Raw genomic sequence first — 26,038 nt, 5'->3', positions numbered from 1 at the left:
TCAGAACCCGCCCGAGACGGGCAGCACCGCACCGGTCACGAAGGACGCCTCGGCGCCCAGAAGCCACACCACGCCCGCGGCGATCTCCTCGGGCTGCCCCGCCCGCCCGAGCGGAATCCGGGCGGCCAGCCGGTCGGGCCTGCCGGGATCGCCCACCGCCGCGTGCAGTCCGGTGTAGACGGTCCCGGGGGCGACGGTGTTGACCCGGATGCCCTCGTCGGCGACCTCAAGGGCCAACCCGCTTGCCATCGTCTCCACCGCCGCTTTCGAGGCGGCGTAGTGCACCCACTCCCCGGGCGACCCGCGCCGCGCCGCGGTGCTGGACACCGCGACGATCGCCCCGCCCCGGCCGCCGTGCCGCGTCGACATCCGCCGCACCGCGGCGCGCAGGCACAGGAACATGCCGACGACGTTGACCTCCATCACCCGCCGGACGTCCTTGGCGGACTGCTCGTCCAGCCGCCCGATGACGGGCCCGGTCACCCCGGCGTTGGCGACCACGCCGGTCACCGCCCCGAGCGCCGCGGCTGCGTCGAACAGACCCTCCACATCGGACTCGGAGGCCACGTCGGCACGCACGGCCTCGGCCCGCCCGCCCAGCGCGCGCACCTCGTCGACCACGCCCGCCGCCGCGGCGGCGTCGGCGGTGTAGTTCACCACCACGTCCCACCCGGCCGCGGCCGCCCTGCGGCACACCGCGGCGCCGATGCCCCGGCTGCCGCCGGTCACGATCACAACGCTCATCACCCCATGGTGGCAGGCCCAAGCCGTGCCTCGGACTGAGCCCGCTCCAGCCGGGCGGCGGCCTCCAGCGTCATCCACCCCGAGAGCTGGACCGACAGGTCGCGCTCGGGGCACCACGCCTTCCGCCGGGGCACGGCCGCGGACACCGCGAACTCCGGCCCGAACAGCGCCCCGCCGGGCACCGCGGCCCGGTTGCCCCACAGCGCCTCGGCCGCGTCGTAGACCAGCCGGGCCGCCGTCTCGCCCTCGGCCTCGGGCAGCCGGAGGGCGGCGTCGGCGAGGTAGCGCGCCAGGATGCCGGTGAACAGCCCGCCGTCGCCGCCCTCGTGGCCCCGGAGCACCCCGCCGGGCGCAAGGTGCGCGTCCACGGCCCGCACCGTCCGCGCGGCGGGCTCGGCCCAGCCGCCCGCCGGGTCGGCCACGGCCATCTCCACGCACGCGCCCAGGTGCACGCCCTGGCAGTAGGTGTAGATGATCCGGACGACCTCGCGCACCGCGCCGTCCTCGGTCACGTGCAGGCCGTCCCACATCAGGCCGGTCGCCGGGTCCCGCAGCGACCGCTCCATCCACCGCGTCATGGCCCGCGCCCGCGACCGGTCGGCCCGGTCGACCCCGGCGCGGGCGAGCAGGATCGCCGCGGGCCCGTTGGCCGGGACGTTCTTGAACGTGTCCTTGCGCCGCCACCAGATGCCGCCGCCGCCGTGGTCGGTCCAGCCCTCCCGCAGCTGCGCGGTGATCTCGGCGAGCGCGTCGCCGGAGTCGGTGCCCGCGACCGCCTCGGCCCGGTGCAGGGCGAGGCCCAGCCAGGCGATGTCGTCGTAGTAGTCGTTCGTCCAGTGCCGCAGGTTGCGCAGCCGCACGCCGCGCACGAGCTGGTCGAGCGCCAGGGCGCGCTCGTCGGCAGGCGCGCGCAGGTGGGCGTCGACCAGGCAGTCGACCAGGTGCGCCTGCCACCAGTAGTGCCAGCGCCCGTACACCCGGTCGGAGAGCCGGGCGGGCCAGCCGACCACGCCGAGCCGGGTCCCCGGCATCCCCCACACCCGGCGCAGGTGCCGCCCCCGGACCGCCCGTTCGGCGACCCCCGCCCGGGCGGCCCACAGCCCGGGGGACCGCTCCGCGGCACCCTCTGTGCGCTCAGCGCCTCGGGTCATGAGTCAATCGTGACTGCTGGATCGTTTCCGATGTCCCGTCAGGGGAGTGATATCACTGATTCGTGCCAAGCTAAGCGCATGCTTACCCACGCCGTCACCTGCCCGCTGTGCGAGGCGACCTGCGGACTCGCCGTCACGACCGAGGGGCGGGCGGTGACGTCGGTGCGCGGCGACGCCGAGGACGTCTTCTCCCGGGGCTACCTCTGCCCCAAGGGCGCCTCGATCGGCGCGGTCCACGCCGACCCCGACCGGCTGCGGGAACCGCTGGTCAAGCGCGACGGGCAGTTCGTGGCGGTGTCCTGGGCGCAGGCGTACGCCGAGATCGCCGCGCGCCTGCCCAAGATCACCGGCGAGCACGGCGCCGACGCGGTCGCGGTCTACATCGGCAACCCGGGCGTGCACAACCTCTCCACCGCGCTGTACGGCCGGGTGCTGCTCAAGGCGCTGAACACCAGGAACGTCTACACCGCCAGCTCGGTCGACCAGGCGCCCAAGCAGTTCGCCGCGGGCCACATGTTCGGCCACCCGATGAGCGTGCCGGTCCCCGACCTCGACCGCACCGACCACCTGCTGCTGCTCGGCGCCAACCCGCTGGTCTCCAACGGCAGCCTGATGACCGCCCCCGACGTCCGCGGCCGCCTGCGCGCGCTGCGCGAGCGCGGGGGCAGGCTCGTCGTCGTCGACCCGGTTCGCTCCCGCACCGCTGAGCTGGCCGACGAGCACCACGCCATCCGCCCCGGCGCCGACGCCCTGCTGCTCTTCGCCATGGTCAACACCCTCTTCGCCGACGGCCTCGTCGACCTCAAGGCCCTGGCCCCGCACGTCAACGGCGTCGACGAGGTCCGCGCGCTGGCCGAGCCGTTCACCCCGGACGCGGTCGAGCCGATGACCGGCCTGGCCGCCACGGCCATCCGGCGCATGGCCCACGACCTGGCCGCCGCGCCGAGCGCCGCGGTGTACGGCCGGGTGGGCACCACGACCCAGCGCTACGGCTCCCTGGCCAGCTGGCTGGTCGACGTCCTCAACACCCTCACCGGCAACCTCGACCGCCCCGGCGGCGCCATGTTCCCCTTGGCCGCGGCGGGCCAGGCCAACGCGAAACCCGGGCGCCGCAAGGGTTTCCGCCACGGCCGCTGGCACAGCCGGGTCCGCGGCCTGCCCGAGGTGATGGGTGAGCTCCCCGTGGCCACCCTGGCCGACGAGATCGCCACCCCCGGCGGCGTGCGCGCGCTGATCACCCTCTCCGGCAACCCGTGCCTGAGCACCCCCAACGCCGACCGGCTCACCGAGGCCATGCGCGGGCTGGACTTCATGGTGTCGGTGGACGTCTACCTCAACGAGACCACCCGCCACGCCGACGTCATCCTGCCCGGCACCTCGCCCCTGGAACGCTCGCACTACGACATCTCCCTGTACCAGTTCGCCGTGCGCAATACCGCGAACTGGAGCCCCGCGGTCCTGGAGACCCCCGTGCCCCAGGAGTGGGAAACCCTCCTGCGCCTCGCCTGCGCGGCCACCGGACAGTCCAATCCGGACAGTGTGGAGCCGATGGACGCCCTCGTCGCGGCCCAGAGCGCCGAGCACTTGGGCACCCCGCCCGCCGAGGACCTCGCAGGCCCCGAGCGCCTGCTGGACATGATGCTGCGCGCGGGCCCCTACGACCTCACCCTGGCCGACCTCAAGGCCAGCCCCCACGGCATCGACCTCGGCCCCCTCACCTCCCGCGTCCCCGACGTCCTGGGCACCCCGACCGGCATGGTCGAGCTGGCCCCGCCCGCCCTGACCGCCGACGTCGCCTGCCTGGTCGCCGAGCTGGACACCGTCCCGAACGGCCAGATGGTCCTCATCGGGCGCAGGCAGCTGCGCTCCAACAACTCCTGGATGCACAACATCGCCCCCTTGGTGGGCGGCACGAACCGCTGCACCGCGATGGTCCACCCCACCGACGCCGCCCGCCTCGGCCTGACCGACGGCGGCCAGTGCGTCGTCAGCTCCCGCACCGGCACGCTGACGGTGCCGGTGGAGGTCAGCGACGCCGTCCGCCCCGGGATCGTGAGCATCCCGCACGGCTGGGGCCACGGCCTGCCGGACACCAGGGGCTCGGTGGCCGCCGCGCACGCGGGCGTCAACTCCAACGTCCTGGCGGACGAGCTGCTGGTGGACGCCCCGACCGGGACCGCCGTCCTCAACGGCATCCCCGTGGAGGTCGCCCCCGCCTGAACTCAGCCGGGCGCGTCCCGGGTCCAGGTCGGCCGCTCCAGCGCGATCCGCCAGACGCAGCCCAGCCCGGTCTCGGCCGGGGCCGTCGCCGGGCGCTCCTCCGCCGCGTCCACCAGCGTGAACCCCAGTCGGCGGGGAATCCCGCCGCTGGCGGTGTTCGCCACGTCGTGGCGGATCTCCACGTGGTCGACGTCGTCGAGGCCCGCCGCCAGGTCGAGCAGGGTGGCGGTGGCCCGGGTGGCGTGGCCGCGGCCGGTGTGGCCCGGGTGCAGCCAGTACCCGATCTCCATGCCCCGCGGCCCGATGCGGCGTTCCAGGGCGCACGCCCCGATCGGCTCACCGGCAGGGGCGATCAGGTAGCAGAACGACGTGCCCGCGGCCCATCCCGCGGCCGCCTCAACCAGGAACGCGGCCGCGGAGTCCTCTGTGTACTCCTCGACCGCCCACGGCATCCACGGCGCGAGGAACGTCCGCGCGTCCGCCACGACCCGCCGCACGGCCTCGGGGTCGAACTCGATCGCCCGCACCAGGTCCCCGGCCCTGGTGGGCGGGCGGCTCACCACGCCGCGCCCAGGTCGGCGTGGGCGCGCACCCAGGCGTGCATCACGATGCCCGCGGCCACCCCGGCGTTGATCGACCGGGTCGACCCGAACTGCGCGATCGACACCAGCAGGTCGGCGCCCTCCCGCGCCTGCGCGGTCAGCCCCGGCCCCTCCTGCCCGAACACCAGCACGCACCGGGCGGGCAGCTCCACCGCCTCCAGCCGCACCGACCCCGGCGTGTTGTCCACCCCGACGACGGCCAGCCCCTCACCCCGCGCGTGGCCCAGCAGCGCGCCGACGTCCGGGTGGTGCGCGACGTGCTGGTACCGGTCGGTCACCATCGCCCCCCGCCGGTTCCACCGCCTGCGGCCCACGATGTGCACGGCCCGCGCCGCGAACGCGTTCGCCGTGCGGACCACGGTGCCGATGTTGTGGTCGTGCTGGAAGTTCTCGATCGCCACGTGGAACCCGTGCCTGCGCCGGTCCAGGTCGTCGACCACGGCCTCGCGCCGCCAGTAGCGGTAGGCGTCCACCACGTTGCGCCGGTCGCCCGAGGCCAGCAGCTCGGGGTCGTAGCGGGCCTCCGTCGGCCACTCGCCCGGCCACGGCCCCACCCCGACCGGATCGCCGTGGACCCACTCGGTCGGACCTTCGCTCAAACCCTCACGCCCCTGCGCCTGCGCGCGTACGCGCCCCCATACGACACGACCAGCAGGACCACAGCGCCAACTCCGACGACAGGTAGGAAGCTCTCGGGGAACAGCTCACCGTAGATGTAGTGCTCGTTGAAGCCACCCTCCAGGTCCGGCAGACCCCGCAGGCCCCGGAAGTGGTTCTCCAACTCCGTCAGCGGGCACGAGATGGGCGCGACGTTCACCAGCACGCCCCACGCGGCGAAGAAGACGTGCACGAGGATCGACCGCGGCCACCACCAGGCCAGGAACCCGCCGAACCCGATGTACAGCAGGGCGAGGAAGTGCACGACCATCGTCGCGTCGGCGAGCACGCCTGCCATCCCGACCCCACCTCCCCAAACCGGGCAATCCTCACGGTACCCGCGTCCTGGGTGGTTCGGCTCAGGGATTATCCCTGGTCAGGAAGGCCCAGGTCGGTGAGGTCCAGCAGCGCCCGGTACCGCAGCCCGCGCGCCTCGACCGCCGCCCTGGCCGCGTCGCCGCGGTTGACCACGGTGGCCACGCCGATCACCGTCGCGCCCGCCTCGGTCAGGGCGTCCACGGCGGTGAGCACGCTGCCGCCGGTGGTGGAGGTGTCCTCCACGGCCAGCACCGGCTGCCCGGCCACCTCGATGCCCTCGATCCGCCGCTGCATCCCGTGCGCCTTGGCCTCCTTGCGCACGACGAAGGCGTCCAGCACCTCCCCGGCGGAGGCGGCGGCGTGCATCATCGCCAGCGCGACCGGGTCGGCGCCGAGGGTCAGCCCGCCCACGGCGACGTAGTCCCAGTCGGCGGTGAGCCCGCGCAGCAGCCGCCCGATGAGCGGCGCGGCGGCGTGGTGCAGGGTGGCCCGGCGCAGGTCGACGTAGTAGTCGGCCTCCTTGCCGGAGGACAGGGTCACGCGGCCGTGCACGACGGCCAGTTCGGAGACCAGCCTGGCCAGCTCGGCCTTGGCGGCGGCATCGACACTCGGAGCGGTTCGCACGGGGCGTCAGTCTGGCACGCCGGTCAGCCGAAGCCCCGGCTGTCCTGCTTGAGCGCCGTGTCGACGGTCAGCGCCGAGGCGACGACCATGCTCAGCAGCGGCTCGGCGAGCGGGCGGTGGATCTGCAGCACGTAGTTGTCCGCCGAGGTGAACATCGTCTTGGCCAGGCCCTCGAAGGTCTTGGTGATCCGCGCGACCTCGGTGCCGCCCTGGTCGGTGATGGCGAAGTTCCACGCCCGCCAGTTCTCCGCCTGGATGCCGCCGACGCGCAGCCCGCCGACCTCGAAGGCGAAGCGGATCTTGCCGATCGCGTTCTCCTGGCGGATCTCCCCCACCTGGGTGCCGTCGCCGCGCTCGACGATCATCCGCGACTTCACGAACTTCGCCGGGCGGGTCAGGCGCAGCACGGTCTGGCCGTGCGCGTCGCGCACCTCGAGGCGGTGGGTGAAGAACTGGTCGTAGCTGCCCAGGAACCGCAGCGCCTTCTTCAGCGCGCTCTGCCCGACCTGGGCGACCGAGCCGATCTGGCGGCCGTGCTGGTCGTGGACCGCGTACTCGTTGGCCAGCTCGATCAGCTTGACCTTCTGGTTGACCACCAGCACGGGCTCGGTGAACAGCGTCCCGCCGCCCTGCCCGGTCTGCCCGACCCGGGCCTTGCGCTGCTGCTCCTTGATCCGGTCCGGGTCGGCCTGCCCGCCGAGGGGCAGCTCCCACGCGCTGCCGTCGCCGCCCTGGCGGGTCTGCGACGTCCACTGCCTGCCGTCCCAGTAGCGCTGCATCGCGGAGCCGGACGGGTCGGCGTACCAGCCAGGCTGCGGGTTCGTCATACCCGCGAGCCTAGGTGGTGTCCTGTGAGTCGCGCTCGGCCCGGCTATCGCGGACGGGGCTCGCAGGACATCGCCTAGCCTCCGGGTTTGGGGCGGATGTGGCGCAACGCCTCGTCCACGGCGAAAACCGCGGCGAGGGCGAGCGGGGCGAAAGCGCCCACAGGTGGGTGGTGGAAGCGCAGCTCGTAGCGGAAGGTGTGGTCGATGGCCCTGCCGTCGGCGGTGCGGCCCAGGCCGGTGATCACCTTGGTGAGGGCGGCGGCCTCGGCGCCGCTGTGGTCGGTGATCGTGCTGTGCCACGCGCGGTTGCCCGCCGCGCGCAGCTCGCCGACGCGCGCGCCCGCGGTGAGCGCGAGCCGCAGGCTGCCCACGGTGTTCTCCTGGCGGACCTCCCCGACCGGCTGACCGGAGGGGGTGGCCACGGCCATCCTGAGCCTGCCCGCCGAGCCCTCGCGGGTCAGCGCCAGCAGCGGCCCCGCCGGGGAGCGCACCTCGATCCCGCGGGTGGTGAACTGGTTGAGGCCGCGCAGGAACCGGGCGGCAGCCCTGCCCGCGCCGCCCGCGCCGACCAGCACGGCGTCGGCGAGGAGCCTGCCGTGGCCGTCATCGATCGTGGTCTCGTCGGTGAGGGCGTGCAGGAACACCCGGCGGGTCACGACCACGGTGGGCGTGCCGAACATCAGCCGCGGTTCCGCTTGGCGGCGACGCGCCGCTCCAGGGCCCGCTGCACGCCGAGGGGCAGCAGCTTGGCCAGGCTGACCAGCGCCTTGTACTGCGGGCCCGGGATCGAGCGGGAGCGGCCGTGCACGAGGTCGTCGAGGCAGTCGGCCACGACCCGGTCGGCCTGCAGCCACAGGAACTCCGGCAGCCCGGCCATGTCGTCGCCCGCGCGGTCGTGGAACTCGGTGTGGGTGAACCCCGGGCACAGCGCCACCACCCGCACGCCGGTCCCGCCGAGGTTCGCGGCCAGGCCCTCCGACAGCGCCGTGACGTACGCCTTCGTGGCCCCGTAGGACGGCCCGGTGGCCGGGAAGAAGCCCGCGATGCTGGAGACGTTGACGATCCCACCGTGCCCGCGCTCGATCATGCCCGGCAGCGCCGCCCTGGTCAGCCGCATGACCGTGGTGACGTTGAGGTCCAGCTGCGACTGCAGCCACGCGGGCTCGGCCTCGGCGAAGGCCCCGCGCGTGCCGAAGCCCGCGTTGTTCACCAGCAGGTCGATCGGGCGCTCGGTCTCGGCCAGCCGGTCCTCGACGCGCCTGCGGGCGCGGGTGGTGGTCAGGTCGGCGGTCATGGTCTGCACCGTGACCCCGTGCGCGTCGGCCAGCTCGGCGGCGATGGCCTTCAGGCGCTCTGTCGTGCGGGCCACGATGACCAAGTCGTATCCGTCGGCGGCCAGCCTGCGGGCGAAGGCCGCGCCGATTCCCGCGGTCGCGCCGGTGATCAGTGCGGTGGGCATGAGGGCACGCTACTCACAGGTACCGGTGCCCGGGTAGGTCACTCGCCGCCCTGGCGCCGGGTGTCCAGGTCGACGACCGCCTCGACCTCGGCCTCGAAGGGGTCCACGACGTCGGCGATCTCGCCGAGGCCGCGCAGCAGCCGCTCCAGCCGCGACGGGGAGGAGTTGGGCGCGGCCGCGGCCAGCACCCAGCCGTCCTCGATCCAGGCGACGGCCACGTCCTGGCCGATCTCCTCGGTGGCGTCGACCAGGTCGGGGGTGATCAGCGCGCGGGCGCCCGCGATGTCGGAGACGAAGGCGTAGCGCTGGCCGACCGGGCCCAGCAGCTCGGGCATGTGCTCGCGCTGGAACGGGGTGCTCGGCACCCACAGCTCCACCACCACCGGGTGTACGCGCTTGCACTGCACGGCCGCGATGACGGTGTTGACCCGACCGCCCGCCTCCAGGTCGAAGACGTACACCTTGCGCCTGCCGTCGGCGGTGAAGGTCGACCCGGCGACCACGTCACGGGCCACGCCGTCGCCGTAGTAGGCGACCGCGCCGCCCTTCCACTGTCCGGGCAGGACAGGATCGGTCTCGGCGAACTGCCAGCCACGCAGCGCCGCCCATCTCCTGCGCTCGCGGTTACGCGAGGTCAGGCGCGCACGGTCGCGCATCAGGAACAGAGCGCCCGCGGCCAGAGCCACGAACGCCACCAGGAACCACACCCACGCGGGAACGCCCACGCGGTCAGCGTAGTCGTCACGGCGCGTCGTTCAAGATCACGGGGGCGTGGCATGTGCACCGATTGCCGCCCTTTCGGCCGTTGGGCCGCGGCGGGGGCGCGCTGATGCTGGCGGTGAAGGAGGTGCGCCATGCCCGAAACGATCAAGAACGGCGACACCGGACCGGATGTGCGGCTGCTCCAGCACCTGCTCAGCGACCTGAACTACGACGTGGGCCCGGTCGACGGCGACTTCGGACCGCGGACCGAGGGTGCGGTGCGGCACTACCAGCGCGACCACGACCTCGACACGATCGAGGACGGCGTGTGCGGGGCGGAGACCTGGCAGAGCCTGGAGGGCCAGTTCGGTCCGCTGGAGGGGCTGCGGCGCCCGGAGAGCGTGGAGGACTACGCCGCCGAGAGCTACGGGGTGCTGAACCAGTCGATGTCGGCCGAGGACCGCGTCCTGGCCCTGGAGTCCGCCGCCAACGACGAGCTGACCGCCGCGGGCGTGCCGTACGTGCACTTCCAGCTCGACCCGGCCACCCCGCCCTACGCCCAGTTCGACTTCACCACCTGGATCGCGCTGATCGAGCCGACGCCGTTCGAGCCCGCCAACGCCGAGGCGCTCAGCCAGGAGGAGCAGGGTCGCATCGCCGCGACGGTCTACCACGAGGCCCGCCACGCCGAGCAGTGGTTCGAGATCGCCCGCCTGCTGGCCGGGCTGCACGGCTTCGACGCCGTGCGCATCGCCAACGACATGCAGATCCCCGCCTCGATCGCCCAGGCGGCGACGGCCAACCCGACCACCCAGTGCACGCTGAGCAACGGGCGTGCCTTCGACTGGTACGAGAGCGTGTACGGCGGCGGCAGCGGCAACCGCGACGACGTCCTCGGCACCCTCGGCGACGGCGACCCGGCCAACGACCGCTACGGCGAGTACCGCGGCGACCTGTCCGAGGAGCACGACAGCCACGACGTGGGCGGGTCGGTGCGGCGGGAGTACCGGGAGTTCGCCGAGGGCGTCGAGCAGGGCCACAATCCGACCGTGCGCCGCGGGGACTTCCACAACCAGTGGGTGACCTACCTCCAGCAGCTCCTGCAGTACCAGGGGTACTACGTGGGCCGCCGGGTCGACAGCCACTTCGGTCCGCTGACCGAGGAGGCCGTCACGGCCTACCAGGCGGCCCACCCGCCGCTGGTCGCCGACGGCGTCGCGGGCCCGGCCACCTGGGAGTCGCTGATCCCCTAGCCGCTGATCTACGAGTCGCTGATCCGTCGGTCACTGAATCAGCTGGTCGTGGTCCGCTAGCCGGGGAGACCGAGCGCGGCGGGCGCGGCGGGGTCGGAGTCGGCGAGGAACTGGGCGCAGCGCTGGTGCTCCTCGGTGTCCTCGATCGCCGCGGCGGCCCGCGCCAGGGCGGCCAGCGCGCGCAGGAAGCCCTGGTTGGGACGGTGCGACCAGGGCACCGGCCCGAAGCCCTTCCACCCGGCGCGGCGCAGCTGGTCCAGGCCGCGGTGGTAGCCGGTGCGCGCGTAGGCGTAGGCGGCGACGGGCTCGTCGGCGTCCAGGGCGGCCTCGGCGAGGGCGGCCCACGCCTCGCTGAAGTCCGGCCAGCGGCGGGCGACGTCCACGGGGGCGTCGCCGCGCTCCAGGGCGCCCTGCGACTCGGGGCGGTCGGGCAGGCGGGTCGGTTCGGGGCCGAGCAGGTTGGTCATGGGTCAATCCTGCCGTACGGGCAGCCAGGCCCGGGCCGCGGCGACCAGCGCGGCCACCCCGACGCCGATCGTCGGCTCGATGACCGGGGCGAACAGCGGCGAGTGGTTGGCGGGCAGGCCCAGCACGACGTCGCGCAGCTCCTCGAACGTCGTCGCGCCCGCGAACGCCCGCGGGTCGGCGCCGCCGAGCAGCCAGTACACCAGCGGCGCGCCCGCGGCGGTGGCGAAGACGCCCACGTCCTCGCTGCCGGTGACCGGCCCCGGGTCCACCACCCGCTGCGGGGCGACGGCCTCCAGGCCCGCCCGGGTGCGCTCGACGGCGTCGCCGTCGTTGACGACGGTCGGGAAGCTGGTGTCCAGGCTGATCCTGGGCTCGCGCTCGGCCCCGGAGGCCAGCGCCTCGGCGCGCACGATCCGCTCGATGGCGGCCAGGGTGCGCTCGCGGACCCTGGGGTCGTAGGTGCGCACGCTCAGGTGCAGCTCGGCCTCGTCGGGGATGATGTTGGCGACCGTGCCCGCGCGCATCGCGCCGACGGTGACCACGGCGGTGTCCCCGCCCGCGGTCTCCCGGGAGACGATCGTCTGCAGGCGCAGGACGGTCGCGGCGGCGAGCACGATCGGGTCCACCGTCGCCTCGGGGCGGCTGCCGTGCCCGCCCTTGCCGTACAGCGTGACCGTCAGCGTGTCGGCCGCGGCGAAGGAGGGCCCGCCCCGCAGGCCGAGGAACCCGGCGGGCAGCGGGGCGACGTGCTGGCCGAGCACCACGTCCGGTGTGCCGAACCGGGTGAACAGCCCGTCGTCGACCATCGCCTGCGCGCCGCCGCCGACCTCCTCGGCGGGCTGGAACACGGCTTGGACCGTGCCCCGCCACGTTCCGCGCTCGGCGGCGAGGGCGCGCGCGGCGCCGATCAGGCAGGTGACGTGCATGTCGTGGCCGCAGGCGTGGGCGACCGGCGTGCCGTCGCTGACCACCGTGCTGGCGTACGGCAGCCCGGTGCGCTCGGCCATGGGGAGGGCGTCCATGTCCGCGCGCAGCAGCGCCGTGGGACCCGCGCCGTTGCGCAGCACCCCGACCACGCCGGTGCCGCCGACGTGCTCGGCCACCTCGAACCCCGCGGCCCGCAGCTCCGCGGCCGCGATGGCGGCGGTGCGGGTCTCCGCGAAGGCGAGTTCGGGGTGCTGGTGCAGGTCGCGGTAGATCTCCGCGAGAGTCATGCCGTGCCCTTCGCCGTGGTGGCCGCGCTGGAGGGATCATTCGTCGGGCCGCTGACCCGACGATGACAGCGCCGAGATGACAGCGCCGAGATTGACAGAGCAGAACCGACCGCGCCCCCGTCCGGGCGCATGCGGACGGGGGCGCGGTCGGGCCTGTCAGTCGGGCAGGCTGGGCCTGTCGGTCGGGCTCGCCCAGCCTGGCTTGCTCAGCCTGGCTTGCTCAGCCTGGCTTGCTCAGCCTGGCTTGCTCAGCCCGCGATCATGCGGCCCGCGGACTTCAGGTGCTCGCACGCCTGGGTCACGCGGGTGGCCATGGCCTGCTCGGCCGCCTTGAGGTAGCTGCGCGGGTCGTAGGCCTTCTTGTTGCCGACCTCGCCGTCGATCTTCAGCACACCGTCGTAGTTGGTGAACATGTGCGAGACGATCGGCCGGGTGAAGGCGTACTGCGTGTCGGTGTCGATGTTCATCTTCACCACGCCGTAGGACAGCGCCTCGTGGATCTCCTCCAGCAGCGAGCCGGAGCCGCCGTGGAAGACCAGGTCGAAGGGCTTGGACCCGGCGGGCAGGCCCAGCTTCTCCGCGACCACGTCCTGGCCCTGCTTGAGGATCTCCGGGCGCAGCTTGACGTTGCCCGGCTTGTAGACGCCGTGCACGTTGCCGAAGGTGGCCGCGAGCAGGTACCGGCCGCGCTCGCCGCTGCCGAGCGACTCGACGGTCTTGAGGTAGTCCTCGGCCGTGGTGTAGAGCTTGTCGTTGATCTCGTTGTCGACGCCGTCCTCCTCGCCGCCGACCACGCCGACCTCGATCTCCAGGACGATGCGGGCCTTGGCCGCGGTGTCCAGCAGCTCGGAGGCGATCTGCAGGTTCTCCTCGAGCGGCACCGCCGAGCCGTCCCACATGTGGGACTGGAACAGCGGGTTGCCGCCCGCGGCCACCCGCTCGGCGCTGATCGCCATGAGCGGGCGGACGAAGCCGTCGAGCTTGTCCTTGGGGCAGTGGTCGGTGTGCAGGGCGACGTTGACCGGGTACTTCGCCGCGACGACGTTGGCGAACTCGGCCAGCGCGGTCGCGCCGGTCACCATGTCCTTGACCTTGGTGCCGGAGGCGAACTCGGCTCCGCCGGTGGAGAACTGGATGATGCCGTCGCTCTCCGCCTCGGCGAAGCCGCGCAGGGCAGCGTTCAGCGTCTCCGACGAGGTCACGTTGATGGCGGGGTAGGCGAACTCGTTCGCCTTGGCCCGGTCGAGCATCTCCGCGTAGACCTCGGGCGTGGCAATGGGCATCGGGGGCTCCTCCTCGGGATGGCCATGCGCCGTTCTGCCGCATCCTACGAAAAGCACGGAGGGAGTGCGTCGGGCAGACTGGCCCAATGGCCACCGCAACCTGGAACGGCGAGGTCATCGCCGAGTCCGATGACACGGTCCTCGTCGAGGGCAACCACTATTTCCCGATCGAGTCAGTGCACCAGCACTTCCTGCGGCCGTCGGAGATGACGACGGTCTGCCCGTGGAAGGGCACGGCGAACTACTACACGCTGCACGTCAACGGCGAGGACAACACCGACGCCGTCTGGTACTACGCCGAGCCCAAGAAGGAGGCCGAGGGCATCCGCGGCCGGGTCGCCTTCTGGCGGGGCGTCGAGGTCAGCGGCTGACTTCAGCGTTACCCCAATTAACTGTTACCGCCGGTAGCTTACCGGCGGTAAGTTGAGGTACCGTCGCGCCACTGACGACTGCGCTGACCGACTGCGAGGAGGCATCGGATGGGTGCGACGAACCTGTTCGCCCGCGAGCACGACGTCGAGGGCAAGGTGGTGCTGATCACCGGCGCGGCCCGCGGCCTCGGCGCCGGGCTGGCCAAGCGGCTCGGCGCGCGCGGGGCGAAGGTGGCCCTCGTCGGGCTCGAACCCGAGGAGATGGCGAAGGTCGCCGTCGAGTGCGGGCCCGACGCCGCAGTGTTCGAGGCCGACGTGACCGACTGGGCGGCGCTGGAGGCCGCGACCGCCGGGGTGGTCGAGCGCTTCGGCGGCATCGACATCGTGGTGGCCAACGCGGGCATCGCCGCGGCGGGCTTCGTGCGCTCCATCGACCCGGCCGCCTTCGAGCGGACCATCGAGGTCGACCTGCTCGGCGTGTGGCGCACGGTCCGGGTCACGCTGCCGCACGTCATCGAGCGCCGCGGGTACGTGCAGATCATCTCCTCGCTGGCGGCCATCACCCACGCCCCGGCCATGTCGGCCTACGCCGCGGCCAAGGCGGGCGTGGAGGCCTTCGGCAACAGCCTGCGCGCCGAGGTCCGCCACCTCGGCGTGGCCGTCGGCGTCGCCCACCCGTCCTGGATCGCGACCGACCTGGTGCACGGCGCCGACGAGCACCCGGTCTTCGGCCCGCTGCGCGCCGGGATGCCCGGCCCGATCGGCAAGACCCACCCGGTGTCGCTGGCCCTGGACGCGCTGGAGAAGGGCGTGCTGCGCCGCGACCGGACCGTGCACGTGCCCGGCTGGGTCGGCCTGCTGAAGCTGGTCCGCGCGTTCCTCCCGCCGGTCGTCGAGATCGGCGGCAGGCTGCGCGGGAACCTGGTCGCCAGGGCCGACAGGGCCGCGCTGGCCGACGTCGCCGAGCGCGGCGCGGCGGTGTCGTCACGACCGGTGGGCGCCGGGGGCGCGGCCGCCATGAAGGGCAGGTAGGCGATGGCGTCGCGCCGGGAGCTGATCCGGATGACCGAGCCCGAGGCGGCCGCCTTCCTGGCCGCCGAGCGCACGATGACGGTCGCCACCCTCGGCCCCGGCGGGCGTCCGCACCTGGTCCCCCTCTGGTACGTCCCGGACGGCGCCATCCTCTCGACCTGGACCTACGGCGCCTCGCAGAAGATCGCCAACCTGCGCCGGGACCCGCGGGCCACGGTGCTGGTCGAGGCGGGGGAGTCCTACGAGGAGCTGCGCGGGGTCAGCCTGGAGTGCGACGTGGCCGTCGTCGAGGACGCCGACAAGGTCGTCCGGATCGGCATGGCGATCACCCAGCGCTACACCGGCGGCGAGGAGGCCGCGACCGCGGCGTCCCAGTTCGTCCGCGCGCAGGCGGCCAAGCGGGTCGGCCTGGTCTTCACCCCGACGCGGACGGTGTCCTGGGACCACCGCAAGCTCGCCGGGACCTACTGAACTGCTGGTCGCCTATGGGGCCCAGGGCCCCATCACGATCTTCCACTCGCGCACGACCCGCCCGGCGGCCACGCCCTCGGTCGTGTACGGGTCCGCGGCCAGGATCTCGTCCAGCTCGGCCCGGTCGGCGGCGGCCATCACGACGAACCCGCCGGAGCCGTCGGCCCACGGCCCGCCGCCCAGCACCCGCCCGGCCTCGACGTACCCCGCCAGCCACTCGCGGTGCGCCGGGCGCACGGCGTCGAGCAGCGCGCGGTCCTCGGCGTAGGTCGTGTCGACGGTGAACCAGCTCATGACGCAATCTTGGCACGTCGATCCGCCTGATCCGCGGGCTCTGTCCGGGTAGGGTTTGCCCGTGACAGGGGACGGGTTCGTGCCGGACGGTGCCGAGGGTCAAGCGGAGAAGAGCGTCGAGCAGACGCTGACCCGGCTGCGCGCGATCGATCTCAAGAGTGCGCCCCCCGCGCGGCCGGAGGCGCCGCTGACCCTGGAGGACCTCTACCGCACCCACCGGATGCGGCTGATCCGGCTGGCCCTGCTGCTCGTCGACGAGCCCGCGACCGCCGAGGACGTGGTGCAGGAGGCGTTCACCGGCCTGCACCGCCACTGGGGCAACCTGCGCGACTCGGCCGCGGCGGTGGGGTACCTGCGCACGGCGGTGGTCAACGGCTCGCGCAGCGTGCTGCGCAGGCGCAAGACCGCCCGCGAGTACACCCCGCCGCACGCGCCCAACGCGCGCTCCGCCGAGAGCCTGGCGATGCTGACCGCCGAGCACCAGCACGTGGTCAAGGCCCTGCAGCAGCTGCCGCCGCGCCAGCGCGAGGTGCTGGTCCTGCGCTACTACGGCAACCTCTCCGAGGCCGAGATCGCCGAGGCGGCGGGCATCTCCCGGGGGACGGTCAAGTCCACGGCCTCCCGCGCCCTGGAAGCCCTGCAGAAGATCATGAACTCCCCGTAGCGATACTCCGCCTGGGGCCAAGTTGGTTTAGACCATTGCGGTTTAGACCAATAGACTGCCACTGTGCACAACGTTCGGTGTGCGGCAAAGGCTCGGAGGACCCATGGCAGGACAGCTCATCGCAGGCGGCAGGCTCGTCACCCCCGACGGCGTGCTGGATGACGGCTGGCTGCTGGTCGAGGACGGTGACATCGGCGCCATGGGGGTCGGCGAGCCCCCGCGCGCCGACAGCGTCCTGGACGCCGCGGGCTCCTGGATCGTCCCCGGCTTCGTCGACATCCACTGCCACGGCGGCGGCGGCGAGCCCTTCACCAGCGGAAACCCCGAGGGCATCGCCCGCGCCGCGGCCACCCACGCCCAGCACGGCACCACCACGATGCTGGCCAGCCTGGTCTCGCGCCCCATCCCCGAACTGGTCTCGCAGATCGCCGCCCTGCGCGAGCTGACCGAGGACGGCCTGCTCGCGGGCGTCCACCTGGAGGGCCCGTTCCTCTCCGCGGTCCGCTGCGGCGCCCACGACCCGGCGATCCTGCGCCCCCCGGACCGCGACTCCGTCGCCGCCGTCCTGCGCGCCGGCCGCGGCGCGGTCCGCATGGTCACCCTGGCCCCGGAGCTGGAGGGCTCGGTCCGCGCGGTCGGCCAGCTGGTCGACGGGGGTGCCATCGCCGCCATCGGGCACACCGACGCGGTCGAGGCCCAGGTGATGCCCGCCGTCGACGCGGGCGCGACCGTGGCGACCCACCTGTTCAACGGCATGCGCCCCCTGCACCACCGCGAGCCCGGCCCCATCGGCACGCTGCTGGCCGACCCGCGGGTGACCGTGGAGCTGATCTGCGACCTGGTCCACCTGAGCCCGACCATCGTCCGGCTGGCCGCCCAGCACGCGGGCCGGGAGCGGACGGTCCTGGTCACCGACGCCATCGCGGCGGCAGGCGTGGGCGACGGCAGCTACGACATCGGCGGCCTGGAGGTCGTCGTCCTCGACGGGGTCCCGACCCTGGCGGGCGGCACATCCCTGGCCGGGAGCACCCTGACGATGGACGCCGCGTTCCGCAACCTGGTGGACTCGTGCGGGATGAGCGTGCCGGACGCGGTCGCGGCGACGGCCACCCGGCCCGCGGAGCTGCTGGGCCTCGGCGAGGTCACCGGCAGGCTGGCCAAGGGCCTGCGAGCCGACGTCGTCCTCATGGACGCCACCCTGCACCCGACGGCGGTCCTCCGCCGGGGCGAGTGGATTCGCTGACCTTCCAGAGAGCAGGCGTCTAGAGAATGGCCGCGGGCGCGTAGCCCACTGCCTCCGGGAAGCGCTTGAGGACGTCTTCCACGCGCCTGACCACCTCGGCCACCTGCGCGGCCGCCACCCCGGTGAAGGGCAGCCGGTCGGCCAGCAGCGCGTCCAGCGCGGCCCGGTCCAGGGGGATGCGCGGGTCACCGGCCAGGCGGTCGAGGAGGTCGTTGCGCTCGGCGCCCTCCTCGCGCATGGCCAGCGCGACGGCGACGGCGTGCTCCTTGATCGCCTCGTGGGCGCTCTCGCGGCCCACGCCCGCCCGCACCGAGGCCATGAGGACCTTCGTGGTGGCCAGGAACGGCAGGTAGCGGTCGAGTTCGCGGTCGATCACCGCCGGGTGGGCGCCGAACTCGCCCAGCACCGTCAGGAACGTCTCCAGCAGGCCGTCCATCGCGAAGAACGCGTCCGGCAGCGCCACCCGCCGCACGACCGAGCACGAGACGTCGCCCTCGTTCCACTGGTCGCCCGCGAGCTCGCCGACCATCGAGGCGTAGCCGCGCAGGATGACCGCGAACCCGTTGACCCGCTCGCACGAGCGCGTGTTCATCTTGTGCGGCATCGCCGACGAGCCGACCTGGCCGGGCTGGAAGCCCTCGGTCGCCAGCTCGTGCCCGGCCATCAGCCGGATCGTCTTGGCCAGGCTCGACGGCGCCGCCGCGGTCTGGACCAGGGCGGAGACGACGTCGTAGTCCAGCGACCGGGGGTAGACCTGGCCGACGCTGGTGAACACCGACGCGAAGCCCAGGTGCGCGGCCACCCGCTCCTCCAGCGCGGCCAGCCGTGACGGGTCTCCGCCGAGCAGGTCGAGCATGTCCTGGGCGGTCCCCACCGGGCCCTTGACCCCGCGCAGCGGGTACCGGGTGATCAGCTCGTCGAGCCGGGCGAAGGCGAGCAGCAGCTCGTCGGCGGCCGTGGCGAAGCGCTTGCCGAGGGTCGTGGCCTGGGCGGCGACGTTGTGCGAGCGGCCCGCCATGACCAGGTCGGCGTGCCCGGCCGCGAGCCGGGCCAGCTGGGCGAGGACCGCGGCCACCCGGCCCCGGACCAGCTCCAGGGAGCGCCGCACCTGCAGCTGCTCGACGTTCTCGGTCAGGTCCCGCGACGTCATGCCCTTGTGGACGTGCTCGTGCCCGGCGAGGGCGTTGAACTCCTCGATGCGCGCCTTCACGTCGTGGCGGGTGACCCGCTCGCGCGCCGCGATGCTCGCCAGGTCGACCTGCTCCAGCACCCGCCGGTAGTCCTCGACCGCGCCCGCGGGCACCTCGACGCCGAGTTCGGCCTGCGCGGTCAGGACCGCCAGCCACAGCTCGCGCTCCATGCGCACCTTCGCCTCGGGCGACCAGAGGGCCGCCAGCTCGGCGGAGGCGTAGCGACCGGCGAGGACATTGGGGATGCTGGGCTTCTGCACGGGGAGCGACTTTAGCCGAGCGCGGCGCGCAGCATCCGGCGCGCGGCCTCGCGCGGGTCGGGGTCGACCTCGATCAGCGCGTTGACCACCGCGCCGTCGACCAGGGCGATCAGCTGCTCAAGGCGCTCGGGATCGATGGGCACGCCCATCGCGGCGAAGGTGGCGGTCAGCAGCTCGCGCAGCTCGCCGCCGAGTTCGAGCATCAGCGGGCGCAGGAAGGGCCTGCGGCCGGTGGCGACCAAGCGCTCGTAGCGCAGCAGCACGGCCTCGAAGTCGCCATCGGCGACCCGGGGACCGAGCAGCTGGTCGAGGACCAGCTCCACCAGCGTCTCCGAGGGCCGCGCGGCCAGCGACGCCAGCAGCTCCTTGCCGCGGGCCAGCTCGGTGCGGCCGTGGTACTCCAGGGCGGCCATCACCAGCTCGTCCAGCGACTGGAAGTAGTACGTCGTGGAGGCCAGCGGGAGCCCGGCGCGCTCGGCGATGGCGCGGTGGCGCAGGGCGTCGAAACCGCCCTCGACCAGGATCTCGGCGGCGGCCTCGACCAGCGCCTGCCTGCGGCGCTCGCCCTTGGGGGTGCTGGCGGTGGTCACCTTCAGAACTCGGCGGCGAGCCCGTCGGCGATGTCACGGGCCCCCGCGGCGTCGATCGGTGGCGCGGCGGAGCCGGGCACCGGCTCGATCACGACGACCAGCTGGGCGCCGGAGTCGGCCACGACCACCGCGCCCGCGGTGCCGGAGGGGCGGTCGGCCCACGGCGGCTGCAGCGCGAACTTCACGTCGGCGGGCACGACCACCAGCGAGAGGAGGCCCTTGAGTGGGCCGTCGGAGACCGGGATGGCGACGCTGCGACCGCCGGGCGGGCAGGCCACGGGCGAATCGAGCGGATCACCGGCGGAAGTGGCGGCCGGGAGTTCGCCCGCGAGGGCAGCAGCGAACTCCCGGGCCGCCGTTCCACACCCCAGAGGGGTGCCGCCGGGTTCAGACCCGGCGCCCCCGCTCGTCGAGCCCCCCTGCATGGGCGTCGAGAACGGGTGGTCCGTGGGCTTGCCTGCGGCGCGATCCTCCGCCGCACTGGGTACCTCGTATGGAGCATTGCCTTCGTTACGCTCGGGAGCGGCAGAGGCCGCCATCGCACCCGAATCGTTACCCGGGGTCCCGTTCGGCCCAGCCCAGAGGGCGACACCGGTGACGAGACCGCCAGCCAACAGCGCGAAGCCTAGCGCCGATCCGGCGATGAGTCCGTTCCTCTTTCGGGTCAACCTGGCCGACTCGGCGGTGACGTCGCCGGTGTCGAAGGTGGGCGCGGGCACGTCGCGGACGGCGTCCTGGAACAGCGCCGAAACCCGCTGCTCGTCCATCACTCGCACCTCCCCTTCACTGAGCCGACCTCAGGTCGTCCAACGCGTCGCCGAGCACCGTGCGCAACGTGGCCAGGCCGCGCGAGGTCTGGCTCTTGACGTTGCCCTCCGAGCACTTGAGCACGGCGGCGGTGGCCGCCACGTCCAAGCCTTCCAGGAACCGCAGGACCAGCACCGCCCGCTGCCTCGGCGGCACCCCGGCCAGGCCGTCGAGCAGCGCCGACCGGGTGGCCACCGCGTCGCCGACGTCACCGTCGCGGTTGGGCCGCTCCGGGACGGCGTCGACGTGGCGCTCGCGCCGCCACGGCCGCCGCGACTCATCGATCGCCGCGCGCACCACGCTGCGGCGGACGTAGGCGTCCAGGGCGGCTTTGTCCCGGACCTTGCGCCACCTGCGGTGCAGGGCGACGAACGCGGTCTGCGCCAGGTCGTCCGCCCGGTGCCAGTCACCGCAGAGCAGGTACGCGGTCCGCCGGACGGCATCACGCCGGGCGGCGAAGTACTCCGCGAACTCCCGCTCCTCGCTCTGGTCCACGCGGACGCTCCTGTTGTTCCGGACTGGGGACGGACGTGCCCCGCACAACGGTTGCACGGACGGGTCACAAGAGGCACCCCACCCCCACACCAGCCGCGGGCACGTGGCTGTGGTGTGATCCGATCGTGACTTTCGCGCGCCGCATCGACCTGCGTTCGGACACCGTGACCCAGCCCGACGAGGCCATGCGGCTGGCGATGTCCGCGGCCGAGGTCGGTGACGACGTGCTCGACCACGACCCCACGATGCGCAGACTCGAGGAGCAGGCCGCCGACCTGCTCGGCATGGCCGCGGGCCTGTGGGTGCCCAGCGGCACGATGGGCAACCTGATCGCGCTGATGCACCACCTGGGCCGCGGCGACCGGTTCCTCGCCCCCCGCGCGGCGCACGTGCTGGAGGCCGAGCTGGGCAGCGCGGCGTGGCTGGCGGGCGGGATGCCCCAGGCGCTGGAGTGGTCCGGCGGCCCCGGCCGCATCGCGCCCGAGGACCTGCGCGTGCACCTGGGCGGCAACGCCCCGTACTACGCCCTGCGCACCCGGCTGCTGTGCCTGGAGAACACCCACAACTTCGCCGGTGGGACGGTCACCCCGCCCGACGAGCACGCCAAGCTGGTCGCCCTGGCCGCCGAGGCCGGACTGTCCGTGCACCTGGACGGCGCCCGCCTCTGGAACGCCTCGGTGGCCCTGGACGTGCCGCCCGCGGCGCTGACGGTGGGCGTGGAGACCGTGCAGGTGTGCCTGAGCAAGGGGCTGGGCGCGCCGGTCGGGTCGCTGGTGTGCGGGTCGGCGCCGTTCGTCGCCGAGGCCCGCAGGCTGCGCAAGATGCTCGGCGGCGGCGTCCGCCAGGGCGGCGTGCTGGCCGCCGCGGGCATCCTCGCCCTGGGGCGGATCGGCGACCTGGCCACCGACCACGCCAACGCCCGCGCGCTCGCGACCGGTCTGGCCGACCTGGGCTGGGCGGTGACCGAGCCGCAGACCAACATCGTCGTCGCCGCCGTGCCCGACACCGCGCACGCCATCGCCTGCCTGGAGCGCCTCGGCGTCGGCGCGGTCGCCATCCCGGGCGGCCTGCGGTTCGTCACCCACCGCGACGTGAGCGCCGCCGACATCGGCGAGGTGCTGTCCAGGATCAGCTCGGCGGCCGCGTGAGCGTGGCGATCTCGGCCCGCAGCGCGGCCAGCTCCTCGCGCATCGCGGTGACCTCGGCGTAGGTCGACTGGTCGGTGTCCTCGGCCCCGGCGATCTTCTCCAGGAACCACGAGGCGATCGTCCCGGTGGCCACACCGATCAGCGCGATGCCCCCGATCATCAGGGTCGCCGCGACCAGCCGCCCCTCGGCGGTCACCGGGAAGCGGTCCCCGTAGCCGACGGTGGTGATCGTGGTCAGCGTCCACCACAGCGCGTCCCCGAAGGTGGTGATGTTCGCGTCCGGGTCCCGCCGCTCGGCGTCGAGCACCGCCAGCGCCGACGCCAGCCCGATCAGCAGCGTCGTCCCCGCGACGTAGACCCCCACCCGCCCGCGCAGCCCCGACCCGAACCGCTTGTTGAGCACCCGCAGCACCGTGAGCAGCCGCAGCGCCCGCAGCTGCCGCACCATCGGCAGCGCGACGGCCAGCAGGTCGAGCACATGCCGCCGCATGAACCGCAGCTTGCGCCGGGCGAGCACCAGCCGGATGACGTAGTCGGCCGCGAACAGCGCCCAGATCACCGCCAGCGCCACTTCCAGGGCGTTGTGCAGCCCCCGGCCCATGTCGACGTCGAGCACCTGCCAGGCGTAGATCCCCAGGAACAGCAGGGCGAGTCCGGTCAGGGACAGCTCGGTGCGGGCCTCCCACGCACTGAGGGCTGGCTCGGTCGCATCACCCTTGGACTTCACACCAGGCTCGGACACCTCGGACATCTTGCCCCCGGGGCCCGGCCACGCCAACTCACGACCGGATTTGCTTGTTCCCCGCCTTCCCCTTGATGGCCCCGTACGCCGCCACCCCGACCGTGGCCACGGCCGCCACGATCAACAAGGTGCCGAGCGCCTTGAACACAAACCCGAGCACGCTGAACGCGATCCAGATGACGATGATCGCGCCGATGATCTTGAGAACCACAGGGCCCCTCCCGCCGGACGACTTTCACCAGGCCCAACGATCTCCGTCCCGGCGAAGTTCCCCACCGCGACACCCCGGTCCGCTTCAGCCCGGCCCGTTCAGCCCGGCCCGTTTCAGCGGCGAAAGCCACGCCTCACTTCGTCAACCATCCGCCAATCCGCCGCAGCGCCTCCCGGACGTCCTCCGTCGCGCCCGCGAACGAGACGCGCACGAAACGGTGGCCGTCCACCGGGTCGAAGTCGATTCCCGGCACAATGGCCACCCCGGTGTCGGCCAGCAGCCGCTGGCAGAAACTCATGGAATCGTTCGTCAACTCCGAGACGTCGGCATAGACGTAGAACGCCCCGTCCGCCGGAGCCACCCGCGTGATCCCCAACTCCGCCAACCCGCCCACCACCACGTCCCGATTCACCCGGTACCGGGAGACATGCGAGTCGACCTCGACGTAGGTGTCCTCCTCGAATGCGGCCACAGCGGCGTACTGGGAAATGGCGGGCGCGCACAAGTGGAAGTTCCCGGTCAGGCAGTCCACCGCCCGGCGCAGCCGCTGCGGCACGACCAGCCACCCCAGCCGCCACCCCGTCATCCCGAAGTACTTGGAGAACGAATTCACCACCACGGCTTCCCGGGAGAACTGCCAAGCGGAAGCGGTCGCCGCCCCGAACGAGATCCCGTGGTAAATCTCGTCGCTGATCAGCTGCACCCCCCGCTCCACGCACCACCCGGCGATCCCGGCCAATTCCCCGGCGTCAAGCACGGTCCCCGTGGGATTGGCCGGACTGGCGATGATCACCCCGTCCAGCGGCCCCGCGGCCTCCAGCATCGATACCGTGGGCTGAAAGCGCTCCTCGAATCCACAGGGCAGGTCGACGACCTCGCACCCCAGCGCCGTGAGGATATTCCGGTACGCGGGATATCCGGGCCGGGCCAGCGCCACCCTGTCCCCGGCGTCGAACGCCGCCAGGAACGCCAGCAGGAATCCGCCGGAAGACCCGGTGGTCACGATGACATCGTCAGCGGAAACGTCCAGCGAATACTGCCGCGAGTAGTGCGCGGAAATCGCCGAGCGCAATTCGGGAATCCCCACCTGCTCGGTGTACCCCAGCGGCCCGGACCCGATCGCCTCCGCCGCCGCGAACCGCACCGCCGACGGCGCCCCGGTGGCGGGCTGGCCCGCGGCGAGGGAGATGACATCGCCCCGGGCCCGCTGCCGCGCGTTCGCCGCGGAGACGACATCCATCACGTAGAACGGCGGGACAGCCGCCCGCGACGCGACCTTCAACAGCCGAGGCTCCATGCCGCGAGCCTAAGCGGACTTGCCCCTGATCAGGTCGGCCGCCTTCTCCGCCACCATCACCGTCGGCGCGTTCGTGTTGCCCCGCGGAACCACCGGCATGACCGACGCGTCGGCCACCCGCAGTCCGTCCACCCCGTACACCCGCAGCGCCGGGTCGACGACCGTCCCCATCGCACAGGTGCCCACCGGGTGGTACAGCGTCTGCGTCCACGTCCGGACGTGCTCGGCCAGCTCCTCGTCGGTCAGCGACGACACCTCGGGCAGGAACGGCGCGGCCAGGAACCGCCGCAGCGGGGCGTGCCCGCCGATGTCCATCAGCCTGCGGCAGCCCGCGACGGTGGCGTCGAGGTCGGCCGGGTCGGAGTAGTACGCCGGATCGATCAGCGGCCGCCACAGCGGGTTCGCCGAGCGCAGCCGCAGCGTCCCCCGGCTGCGCGGCGCGACCAGCGTCGTGGCCGAGGTGAAACCGCGCACGGACGGCTCCCGCATCCCGTTGTCGTAGAACAGCGTCGGCGCGACGTGGAACTGCATGTCCGGCGCGCTCAGGCCGTCGCGGGTGTGGACGAACGCCCCGGCCTCGCCGATGTTGGACGTCATCGGTCCTCGCCCGAGGGCCTGCCACTGCATCAGCCGCGCGGGCGTGGCGAAGTCGACCAGGTCGCTGGTGCCCTTGGTGGACCAGATCACCGGCGCGGCCGGGTGGTCGTGCAGGTTCTCCCCGACCCCGGCCAGGCCGACCGCCACCTCGATCCCCAGCTCGCGCAGGTGCTCGGCGGGCCCGATCCCGGACAGCATCAGCAGCTGCGGGGAGTTGACCGCGCCGCCGCTGAGGATCACCTCCCGGCCCGCCCGCGCCGTCTCGCCGACCCCGCCGCGCAGGTACTCCACCCCGGCCGCCCGCGCGCCCTCCAGCACGACCCGGGTGGCGTGGGCGCCGGTGTGGACGGTCAGGTTGGGACGCCCCATCGCCGGGCGCAGGTAGGCGTCGGCCGCGGACCAGCGCCTGCCCTTCTTGCAGGTGACCTGGTAGCGCCCGGCGCCCAGCTGCTCGGCGCCGTTGAAGTCGTCGGTGGGCGTGATCCCGGCGGCGACCGCCGCGGCCACCCAGGCGTCGGACAGCTCGTGGGTGTAGCGGCGGTCCTCCACGTGCAGCGGCCCGTCGGTGCCGTGCAGCGGCCCGGACAGCCGGGTGTTGCCCTCGGCGCGGACGAAGTAGGGCAGCACGTCGTCGAAGCCCCACCCCTCGGCTCCGTGCTCGTCGCGCCAGCTGTCGTAGTCGGCGCGGTTGCCGCGGATGTAGATCATGGCGTTCATCGAGCCGCAGCCGCCGAGCGCCTTCATCCGCGGCCAGTGGGCCGTCCTGTCGTTGAGGTGCTTCTGCTCGACGGTCTGGTAGTTCCAGTCCCACTTGGTCCGGAACAGCGACGCGAACGCCGCGGGCACCTTGATCTCGTCGGCGTCGTCGGGACCCCCCGCCTCCAGCAGCAGGACCGACACCCCGGCGTCCTCGGTCAGCCGCGCGGCGAGCACGCACCCCGCGCTGCCCGCACCCACGATGACGTAGTCGTATTCAGCGCCCATGTGACCCGATCCTGCCCCCGCGCCGCCACCCGCGCAGCCATCAGTCGGGTAGCGATCCCCGACCCACCGGAATTCATCCTCACCCGCGGGTGGCAGGGCTCGCCGACGCGGACGGGCTTC

General features: G+C 73.2%; 30 protein-coding genes. 8 read left to right on the top strand and 22 right to left on the bottom strand.

Annotated elements, in window-relative coordinates; translation table 11 throughout:
• Both ACTG9Q_RS02390 and ACTG9Q_RS02385 read right to left on the bottom strand, forming a co-directional pair.
• Window positions 1-744, bottom strand: coding sequence for an SDR family oxidoreductase (locus ACTG9Q_RS02390; protein WP_455570889.1), 744 nt, complete (start codon window positions 742-744; stop codon window positions 1-3).
• Window positions 744-1,895, bottom strand: coding sequence for a glycoside hydrolase family 76 protein (locus ACTG9Q_RS02385; RefSeq protein ID WP_455570888.1), 1,152 nt, complete (start codon window positions 1,893-1,895; stop codon window positions 744-746). Before ACTG9Q_RS02385 ends, ACTG9Q_RS02390 begins: the two co-directional genes overlap by 1 nt.
• 78 nt (window positions 1,896-1,973) lie before the next feature.
• Between ACTG9Q_RS02385 and ACTG9Q_RS02380 the strand changes: the two genes are divergently transcribed.
• Complete coding sequence (locus tag ACTG9Q_RS02380) at window positions 1,974-4,115, top strand: molybdopterin-dependent oxidoreductase (protein ID WP_455570887.1); 2,142 nt, start codon at window positions 1,974-1,976, stop codon at window positions 4,113-4,115.
• Window positions 4,116-4,117: 2 nt separating this feature from the next.
• Here ACTG9Q_RS02380 and ACTG9Q_RS02375 read toward each other — a convergent pair whose 3' ends face one another.
• From ACTG9Q_RS02375 to ACTG9Q_RS02340, 8 genes are all read right to left on the bottom strand, one after another.
• Window positions 4,118-4,675, bottom strand: a complete 558-nt coding sequence (locus ACTG9Q_RS02375) for a GNAT family N-acetyltransferase (RefSeq protein WP_455570886.1) — start codon at window positions 4,673-4,675, stop codon at window positions 4,118-4,120.
• Window positions 4,672-5,316, bottom strand: a complete 645-nt coding sequence (locus tag ACTG9Q_RS02370) for a TrmH family RNA methyltransferase (RefSeq protein ID WP_455570885.1) — start codon at window positions 5,314-5,316, stop codon at window positions 4,672-4,674. The genes ACTG9Q_RS02375 and ACTG9Q_RS02370 overlap by 4 nt, the downstream gene beginning before the upstream one ends.
• Window positions 5,313-5,672 (bottom strand): DUF2784 domain-containing protein, encoded by a 360-nt coding sequence (locus ACTG9Q_RS02365; protein ID WP_455570884.1) that lies wholly within the window; start codon window positions 5,670-5,672, stop codon window positions 5,313-5,315. Before ACTG9Q_RS02365 ends, ACTG9Q_RS02370 begins: the two co-directional genes overlap by 4 nt.
• Window positions 5,673-5,740: 68 nt before the next feature.
• Window positions 5,741-6,316, bottom strand: a complete 576-nt coding sequence (gene pyrE, locus ACTG9Q_RS02360; protein ID WP_455570883.1) for an orotate phosphoribosyltransferase — start codon at window positions 6,314-6,316, stop codon at window positions 5,741-5,743.
• Window positions 6,317-6,339: 23 nt separating this feature from the next.
• Window positions 6,340-7,143, bottom strand: a complete 804-nt coding sequence (locus tag ACTG9Q_RS02355) for a phospholipid scramblase-related protein (RefSeq protein ID WP_455570882.1) — start codon at window positions 7,141-7,143, stop codon at window positions 6,340-6,342.
• Window positions 7,144-7,217: 74 nt separating this feature from the next.
• Window positions 7,218-7,823, bottom strand: coding sequence for a hypothetical protein (locus ACTG9Q_RS02350; RefSeq protein ID WP_455570881.1), 606 nt, complete (start codon window positions 7,821-7,823; stop codon window positions 7,218-7,220).
• Entirely contained in the window at window positions 7,823-8,602 is a 780-nt protein-coding gene (locus tag ACTG9Q_RS02345) for an SDR family NAD(P)-dependent oxidoreductase (RefSeq protein WP_455570880.1), read from the bottom strand. The genes ACTG9Q_RS02350 and ACTG9Q_RS02345 overlap by 1 nt, the downstream gene beginning before the upstream one ends.
• A gap of 38 nt (window positions 8,603-8,640) precedes the next feature.
• Window positions 8,641-9,327 (bottom strand): hypothetical protein, encoded by a 687-nt coding sequence (locus tag ACTG9Q_RS02340; protein ID WP_455570879.1) that lies wholly within the window; start codon window positions 9,325-9,327, stop codon window positions 8,641-8,643.
• A gap of 129 nt (window positions 9,328-9,456) precedes the next feature.
• Here ACTG9Q_RS02340 and ACTG9Q_RS02335 point away from each other — a divergent pair, with 129 nt between their 5' ends.
• Complete coding sequence (locus ACTG9Q_RS02335; RefSeq protein WP_455570878.1) at window positions 9,457-10,557, top strand: peptidoglycan-binding domain-containing protein; 1,101 nt, start codon at window positions 9,457-9,459, stop codon at window positions 10,555-10,557.
• A 56-nt stretch (window positions 10,558-10,613) separates the two neighbouring features.
• Here ACTG9Q_RS02335 and ACTG9Q_RS02330 read toward each other — a convergent pair whose 3' ends face one another.
• From ACTG9Q_RS02330 to fbaA, 3 genes are all read right to left on the bottom strand, one after another.
• A complete protein-coding gene (locus ACTG9Q_RS02330; RefSeq protein WP_455570877.1) occupies window positions 10,614-11,024 on the bottom strand; it encodes a DUF3151 domain-containing protein in 411 nt (136 codons plus the stop codon).
• Between the two features lie 3 nt (window positions 11,025-11,027).
• Window positions 11,028-12,239: an amidohydrolase gene (locus ACTG9Q_RS02325; protein ID WP_455570876.1), complete on the bottom strand. Its 1,212-nt coding sequence runs from the start codon at window positions 12,237-12,239 to the stop codon at window positions 11,028-11,030.
• 248 nt (window positions 12,240-12,487) lie between these two features.
• Complete coding sequence (gene fbaA / locus ACTG9Q_RS02320; protein WP_455570875.1) at window positions 12,488-13,522, bottom strand: class II fructose-bisphosphate aldolase; 1,035 nt, start codon at window positions 13,520-13,522, stop codon at window positions 12,488-12,490.
• Between the two features lie 86 nt (window positions 13,523-13,608).
• Here fbaA and ACTG9Q_RS02315 point away from each other — a divergent pair, with 86 nt between their 5' ends.
• From ACTG9Q_RS02315 to ACTG9Q_RS02305, 3 genes are all read left to right on the top strand, one after another.
• The gene (locus ACTG9Q_RS02315) at window positions 13,609-13,893 is read left to right on the top strand and encodes a DUF427 domain-containing protein (protein WP_455570874.1); all 285 of its coding nucleotides are present in this window, start codon (window positions 13,609-13,611) and stop codon (window positions 13,891-13,893) included.
• A gap of 108 nt (window positions 13,894-14,001) precedes the next feature.
• On the top strand, window positions 14,002-14,925 hold the full coding sequence (locus ACTG9Q_RS02310; protein WP_455570873.1) for an SDR family oxidoreductase: 924 nt from the start codon (window positions 14,002-14,004) through the stop codon (window positions 14,923-14,925).
• 3 nt (window positions 14,926-14,928) lie between these two features.
• Entirely contained in the window at window positions 14,929-15,396 is a 468-nt protein-coding gene (locus tag ACTG9Q_RS02305) for a PPOX class F420-dependent oxidoreductase (RefSeq protein WP_455570872.1), read from the top strand.
• A 12-nt stretch (window positions 15,397-15,408) separates the two neighbouring features.
• On the opposite strand, the gene ACTG9Q_RS02300 is transcribed toward ACTG9Q_RS02305, so the two are convergent.
• Entirely contained in the window at window positions 15,409-15,690 is a 282-nt protein-coding gene (locus ACTG9Q_RS02300; RefSeq protein WP_455570871.1) for a YciI family protein, read from the bottom strand.
• A gap of 61 nt (window positions 15,691-15,751) precedes the next feature.
• On the opposite strand from ACTG9Q_RS02300, the gene ACTG9Q_RS02295 reads away from it, so the two are divergent.
• Both ACTG9Q_RS02295 and nagA read left to right on the top strand, forming a co-directional pair.
• Window positions 15,752-16,354, top strand: coding sequence for a SigE family RNA polymerase sigma factor (locus ACTG9Q_RS02295; protein ID WP_455570870.1), 603 nt, complete (start codon window positions 15,752-15,754; stop codon window positions 16,352-16,354).
• 103 nt (window positions 16,355-16,457) lie between these two features.
• Window positions 16,458-17,597: an N-acetylglucosamine-6-phosphate deacetylase gene (gene nagA, locus ACTG9Q_RS02290; protein WP_455570869.1), complete on the top strand. Its 1,140-nt coding sequence runs from the start codon at window positions 16,458-16,460 to the stop codon at window positions 17,595-17,597.
• 19 nt (window positions 17,598-17,616) lie between these two features.
• Here nagA and purB read toward each other — a convergent pair whose 3' ends face one another.
• Genes purB through ACTG9Q_RS02270 form a run of 4 tightly spaced genes read right to left on the bottom strand, consistent with a single transcriptional unit; the run spans window position 17,617 to window position 20,939 of the window.
• Window positions 17,617-19,047, bottom strand: a complete 1,431-nt coding sequence (purB, locus tag ACTG9Q_RS02285) for an adenylosuccinate lyase (RefSeq protein WP_455570868.1) — start codon at window positions 19,045-19,047, stop codon at window positions 17,617-17,619.
• Between the two features lie 11 nt (window positions 19,048-19,058).
• On the bottom strand, window positions 19,059-19,637 hold the full coding sequence (locus tag ACTG9Q_RS02280; protein WP_455570867.1) for a TetR/AcrR family transcriptional regulator: 579 nt from the start codon (window positions 19,635-19,637) through the stop codon (window positions 19,059-19,061).
• A gap of 2 nt (window positions 19,638-19,639) precedes the next feature.
• Window positions 19,640-20,404 carry a hypothetical protein gene (locus ACTG9Q_RS02275; protein WP_455570866.1) on the bottom strand — a complete coding sequence of 255 codons (765 nt, stop codon included), beginning with the start codon at window positions 20,402-20,404 and terminating at the stop codon, window positions 19,640-19,642.
• Window positions 20,405-20,420: 16 nt separating this feature from the next.
• The gene (locus ACTG9Q_RS02270; RefSeq protein WP_455570865.1) at window positions 20,421-20,939 is read right to left on the bottom strand and encodes a SigE family RNA polymerase sigma factor; all 519 of its coding nucleotides are present in this window, start codon (window positions 20,937-20,939) and stop codon (window positions 20,421-20,423) included.
• Window positions 20,940-21,064: 125 nt separating this feature from the next.
• Here ACTG9Q_RS02270 and ACTG9Q_RS02265 point away from each other — a divergent pair, with 125 nt between their 5' ends.
• Entirely contained in the window at window positions 21,065-22,087 is a 1,023-nt protein-coding gene (locus ACTG9Q_RS02265) for a threonine aldolase family protein (protein ID WP_455570864.1), read from the top strand.
• On the opposite strand, the gene ACTG9Q_RS02260 is transcribed toward ACTG9Q_RS02265, so the two are convergent.
• From ACTG9Q_RS02260 to ACTG9Q_RS02245, 4 genes are all read right to left on the bottom strand, one after another.
• Window positions 22,068-22,829 carry an ion channel gene (locus ACTG9Q_RS02260; RefSeq protein WP_455570863.1) on the bottom strand — a complete coding sequence of 254 codons (762 nt, stop codon included), beginning with the start codon at window positions 22,827-22,829 and terminating at the stop codon, window positions 22,068-22,070. The two genes, ACTG9Q_RS02265 and ACTG9Q_RS02260, sit on opposite strands and share 20 nt — an antisense overlap.
• A gap of 37 nt (window positions 22,830-22,866) precedes the next feature.
• Window positions 22,867-23,040 carry a hypothetical protein gene (locus ACTG9Q_RS02255; RefSeq protein ID WP_455570862.1) on the bottom strand — a complete coding sequence of 58 codons (174 nt, stop codon included), beginning with the start codon at window positions 23,038-23,040 and terminating at the stop codon, window positions 22,867-22,869.
• 133 nt (window positions 23,041-23,173) lie between these two features.
• Entirely contained in the window at window positions 23,174-24,337 is a 1,164-nt protein-coding gene (locus tag ACTG9Q_RS02250; RefSeq protein ID WP_455570861.1) for a pyridoxal phosphate-dependent aminotransferase, read from the bottom strand.
• 9 nt (window positions 24,338-24,346) lie between these two features.
• A complete protein-coding gene (locus ACTG9Q_RS02245) occupies window positions 24,347-25,918 on the bottom strand; it encodes a GMC family oxidoreductase (RefSeq protein WP_455570860.1) in 1,572 nt (523 codons plus the stop codon).
• Between the last annotated feature and the right edge of the window lie 120 nt (window positions 25,919-26,038).

The sequence above is a fragment of the Actinokineospora lacus genome, from assembly GCF_053813445.1.
This window is presented reverse-complemented; position numbering and strand designations above follow the sequence as displayed.

Bases quoted from the DNA above. Each gene is read 5' to 3' on its own strand.
- ACTG9Q_RS02390 (WP_455570889.1), bottom strand. From the start codon at position 744: ATGAGCGTTGTGATCGTGACCGGCGGCAGCCGGGGCATCGGCGCCGCG.
- ACTG9Q_RS02385 (WP_455570888.1), bottom strand. From the start codon at position 1,895: ATGACCCGAGGCGCTGAGCGCACAGAGGGTGCCGCGGAGCGGTCCCCC.
- ACTG9Q_RS02380 (WP_455570887.1), top strand. From the start codon at position 1,974: ATGCTTACCCACGCCGTCACCTGCCCGCTGTGCGAGGCGACCTGCGGA.
- ACTG9Q_RS02365 (WP_455570884.1), bottom strand. From the start codon at position 5,672: ATGGCAGGCGTGCTCGCCGACGCGACGATGGTCGTGCACTTCCTCGCC.
- ACTG9Q_RS02355 (WP_455570882.1), bottom strand. From the start codon at position 7,143: ATGACGAACCCGCAGCCTGGCTGGTACGCCGACCCGTCCGGCTCCGCG.
- ACTG9Q_RS02350 (WP_455570881.1), bottom strand. From the start codon at position 7,823: ATGTTCGGCACGCCCACCGTGGTCGTGACCCGCCGGGTGTTCCTGCAC.
- ACTG9Q_RS02345 (WP_455570880.1), bottom strand. From the start codon at position 8,602: ATGCCCACCGCACTGATCACCGGCGCGACCGCGGGAATCGGCGCGGCC.
- ACTG9Q_RS02335 (WP_455570878.1), top strand. From the start codon at position 9,457: ATGCCCGAAACGATCAAGAACGGCGACACCGGACCGGATGTGCGGCTG.
- ACTG9Q_RS02330 (WP_455570877.1), bottom strand. From the start codon at position 11,024: ATGACCAACCTGCTCGGCCCCGAACCGACCCGCCTGCCCGACCGCCCC.
- ACTG9Q_RS02325 (WP_455570876.1), bottom strand. From the start codon at position 12,239: ATGACTCTCGCGGAGATCTACCGCGACCTGCACCAGCACCCCGAACTC.
- fbaA (WP_455570875.1), bottom strand. From the start codon at position 13,522: ATGCCCATTGCCACGCCCGAGGTCTACGCGGAGATGCTCGACCGGGCC.
- ACTG9Q_RS02315 (WP_455570874.1), top strand. From the start codon at position 13,609: ATGGCCACCGCAACCTGGAACGGCGAGGTCATCGCCGAGTCCGATGAC.
- ACTG9Q_RS02310 (WP_455570873.1), top strand. From the start codon at position 14,002: ATGGGTGCGACGAACCTGTTCGCCCGCGAGCACGACGTCGAGGGCAAG.
- ACTG9Q_RS02305 (WP_455570872.1), top strand. From the start codon at position 14,929: ATGGCGTCGCGCCGGGAGCTGATCCGGATGACCGAGCCCGAGGCGGCC.
- ACTG9Q_RS02300 (WP_455570871.1), bottom strand. From the start codon at position 15,690: ATGAGCTGGTTCACCGTCGACACGACCTACGCCGAGGACCGCGCGCTG.
- nagA (WP_455570869.1), top strand. From the start codon at position 16,458: ATGGCAGGACAGCTCATCGCAGGCGGCAGGCTCGTCACCCCCGACGGC.
- ACTG9Q_RS02275 (WP_455570866.1), bottom strand. From the start codon at position 20,404: ATGGACGAGCAGCGGGTTTCGGCGCTGTTCCAGGACGCCGTCCGCGAC.
- ACTG9Q_RS02250 (WP_455570861.1), bottom strand. From the start codon at position 24,337: ATGGAGCCTCGGCTGTTGAAGGTCGCGTCGCGGGCGGCTGTCCCGCCG.
- ACTG9Q_RS02245 (WP_455570860.1), bottom strand. From the start codon at position 25,918: ATGGGCGCTGAATACGACTACGTCATCGTGGGTGCGGGCAGCGCGGGG.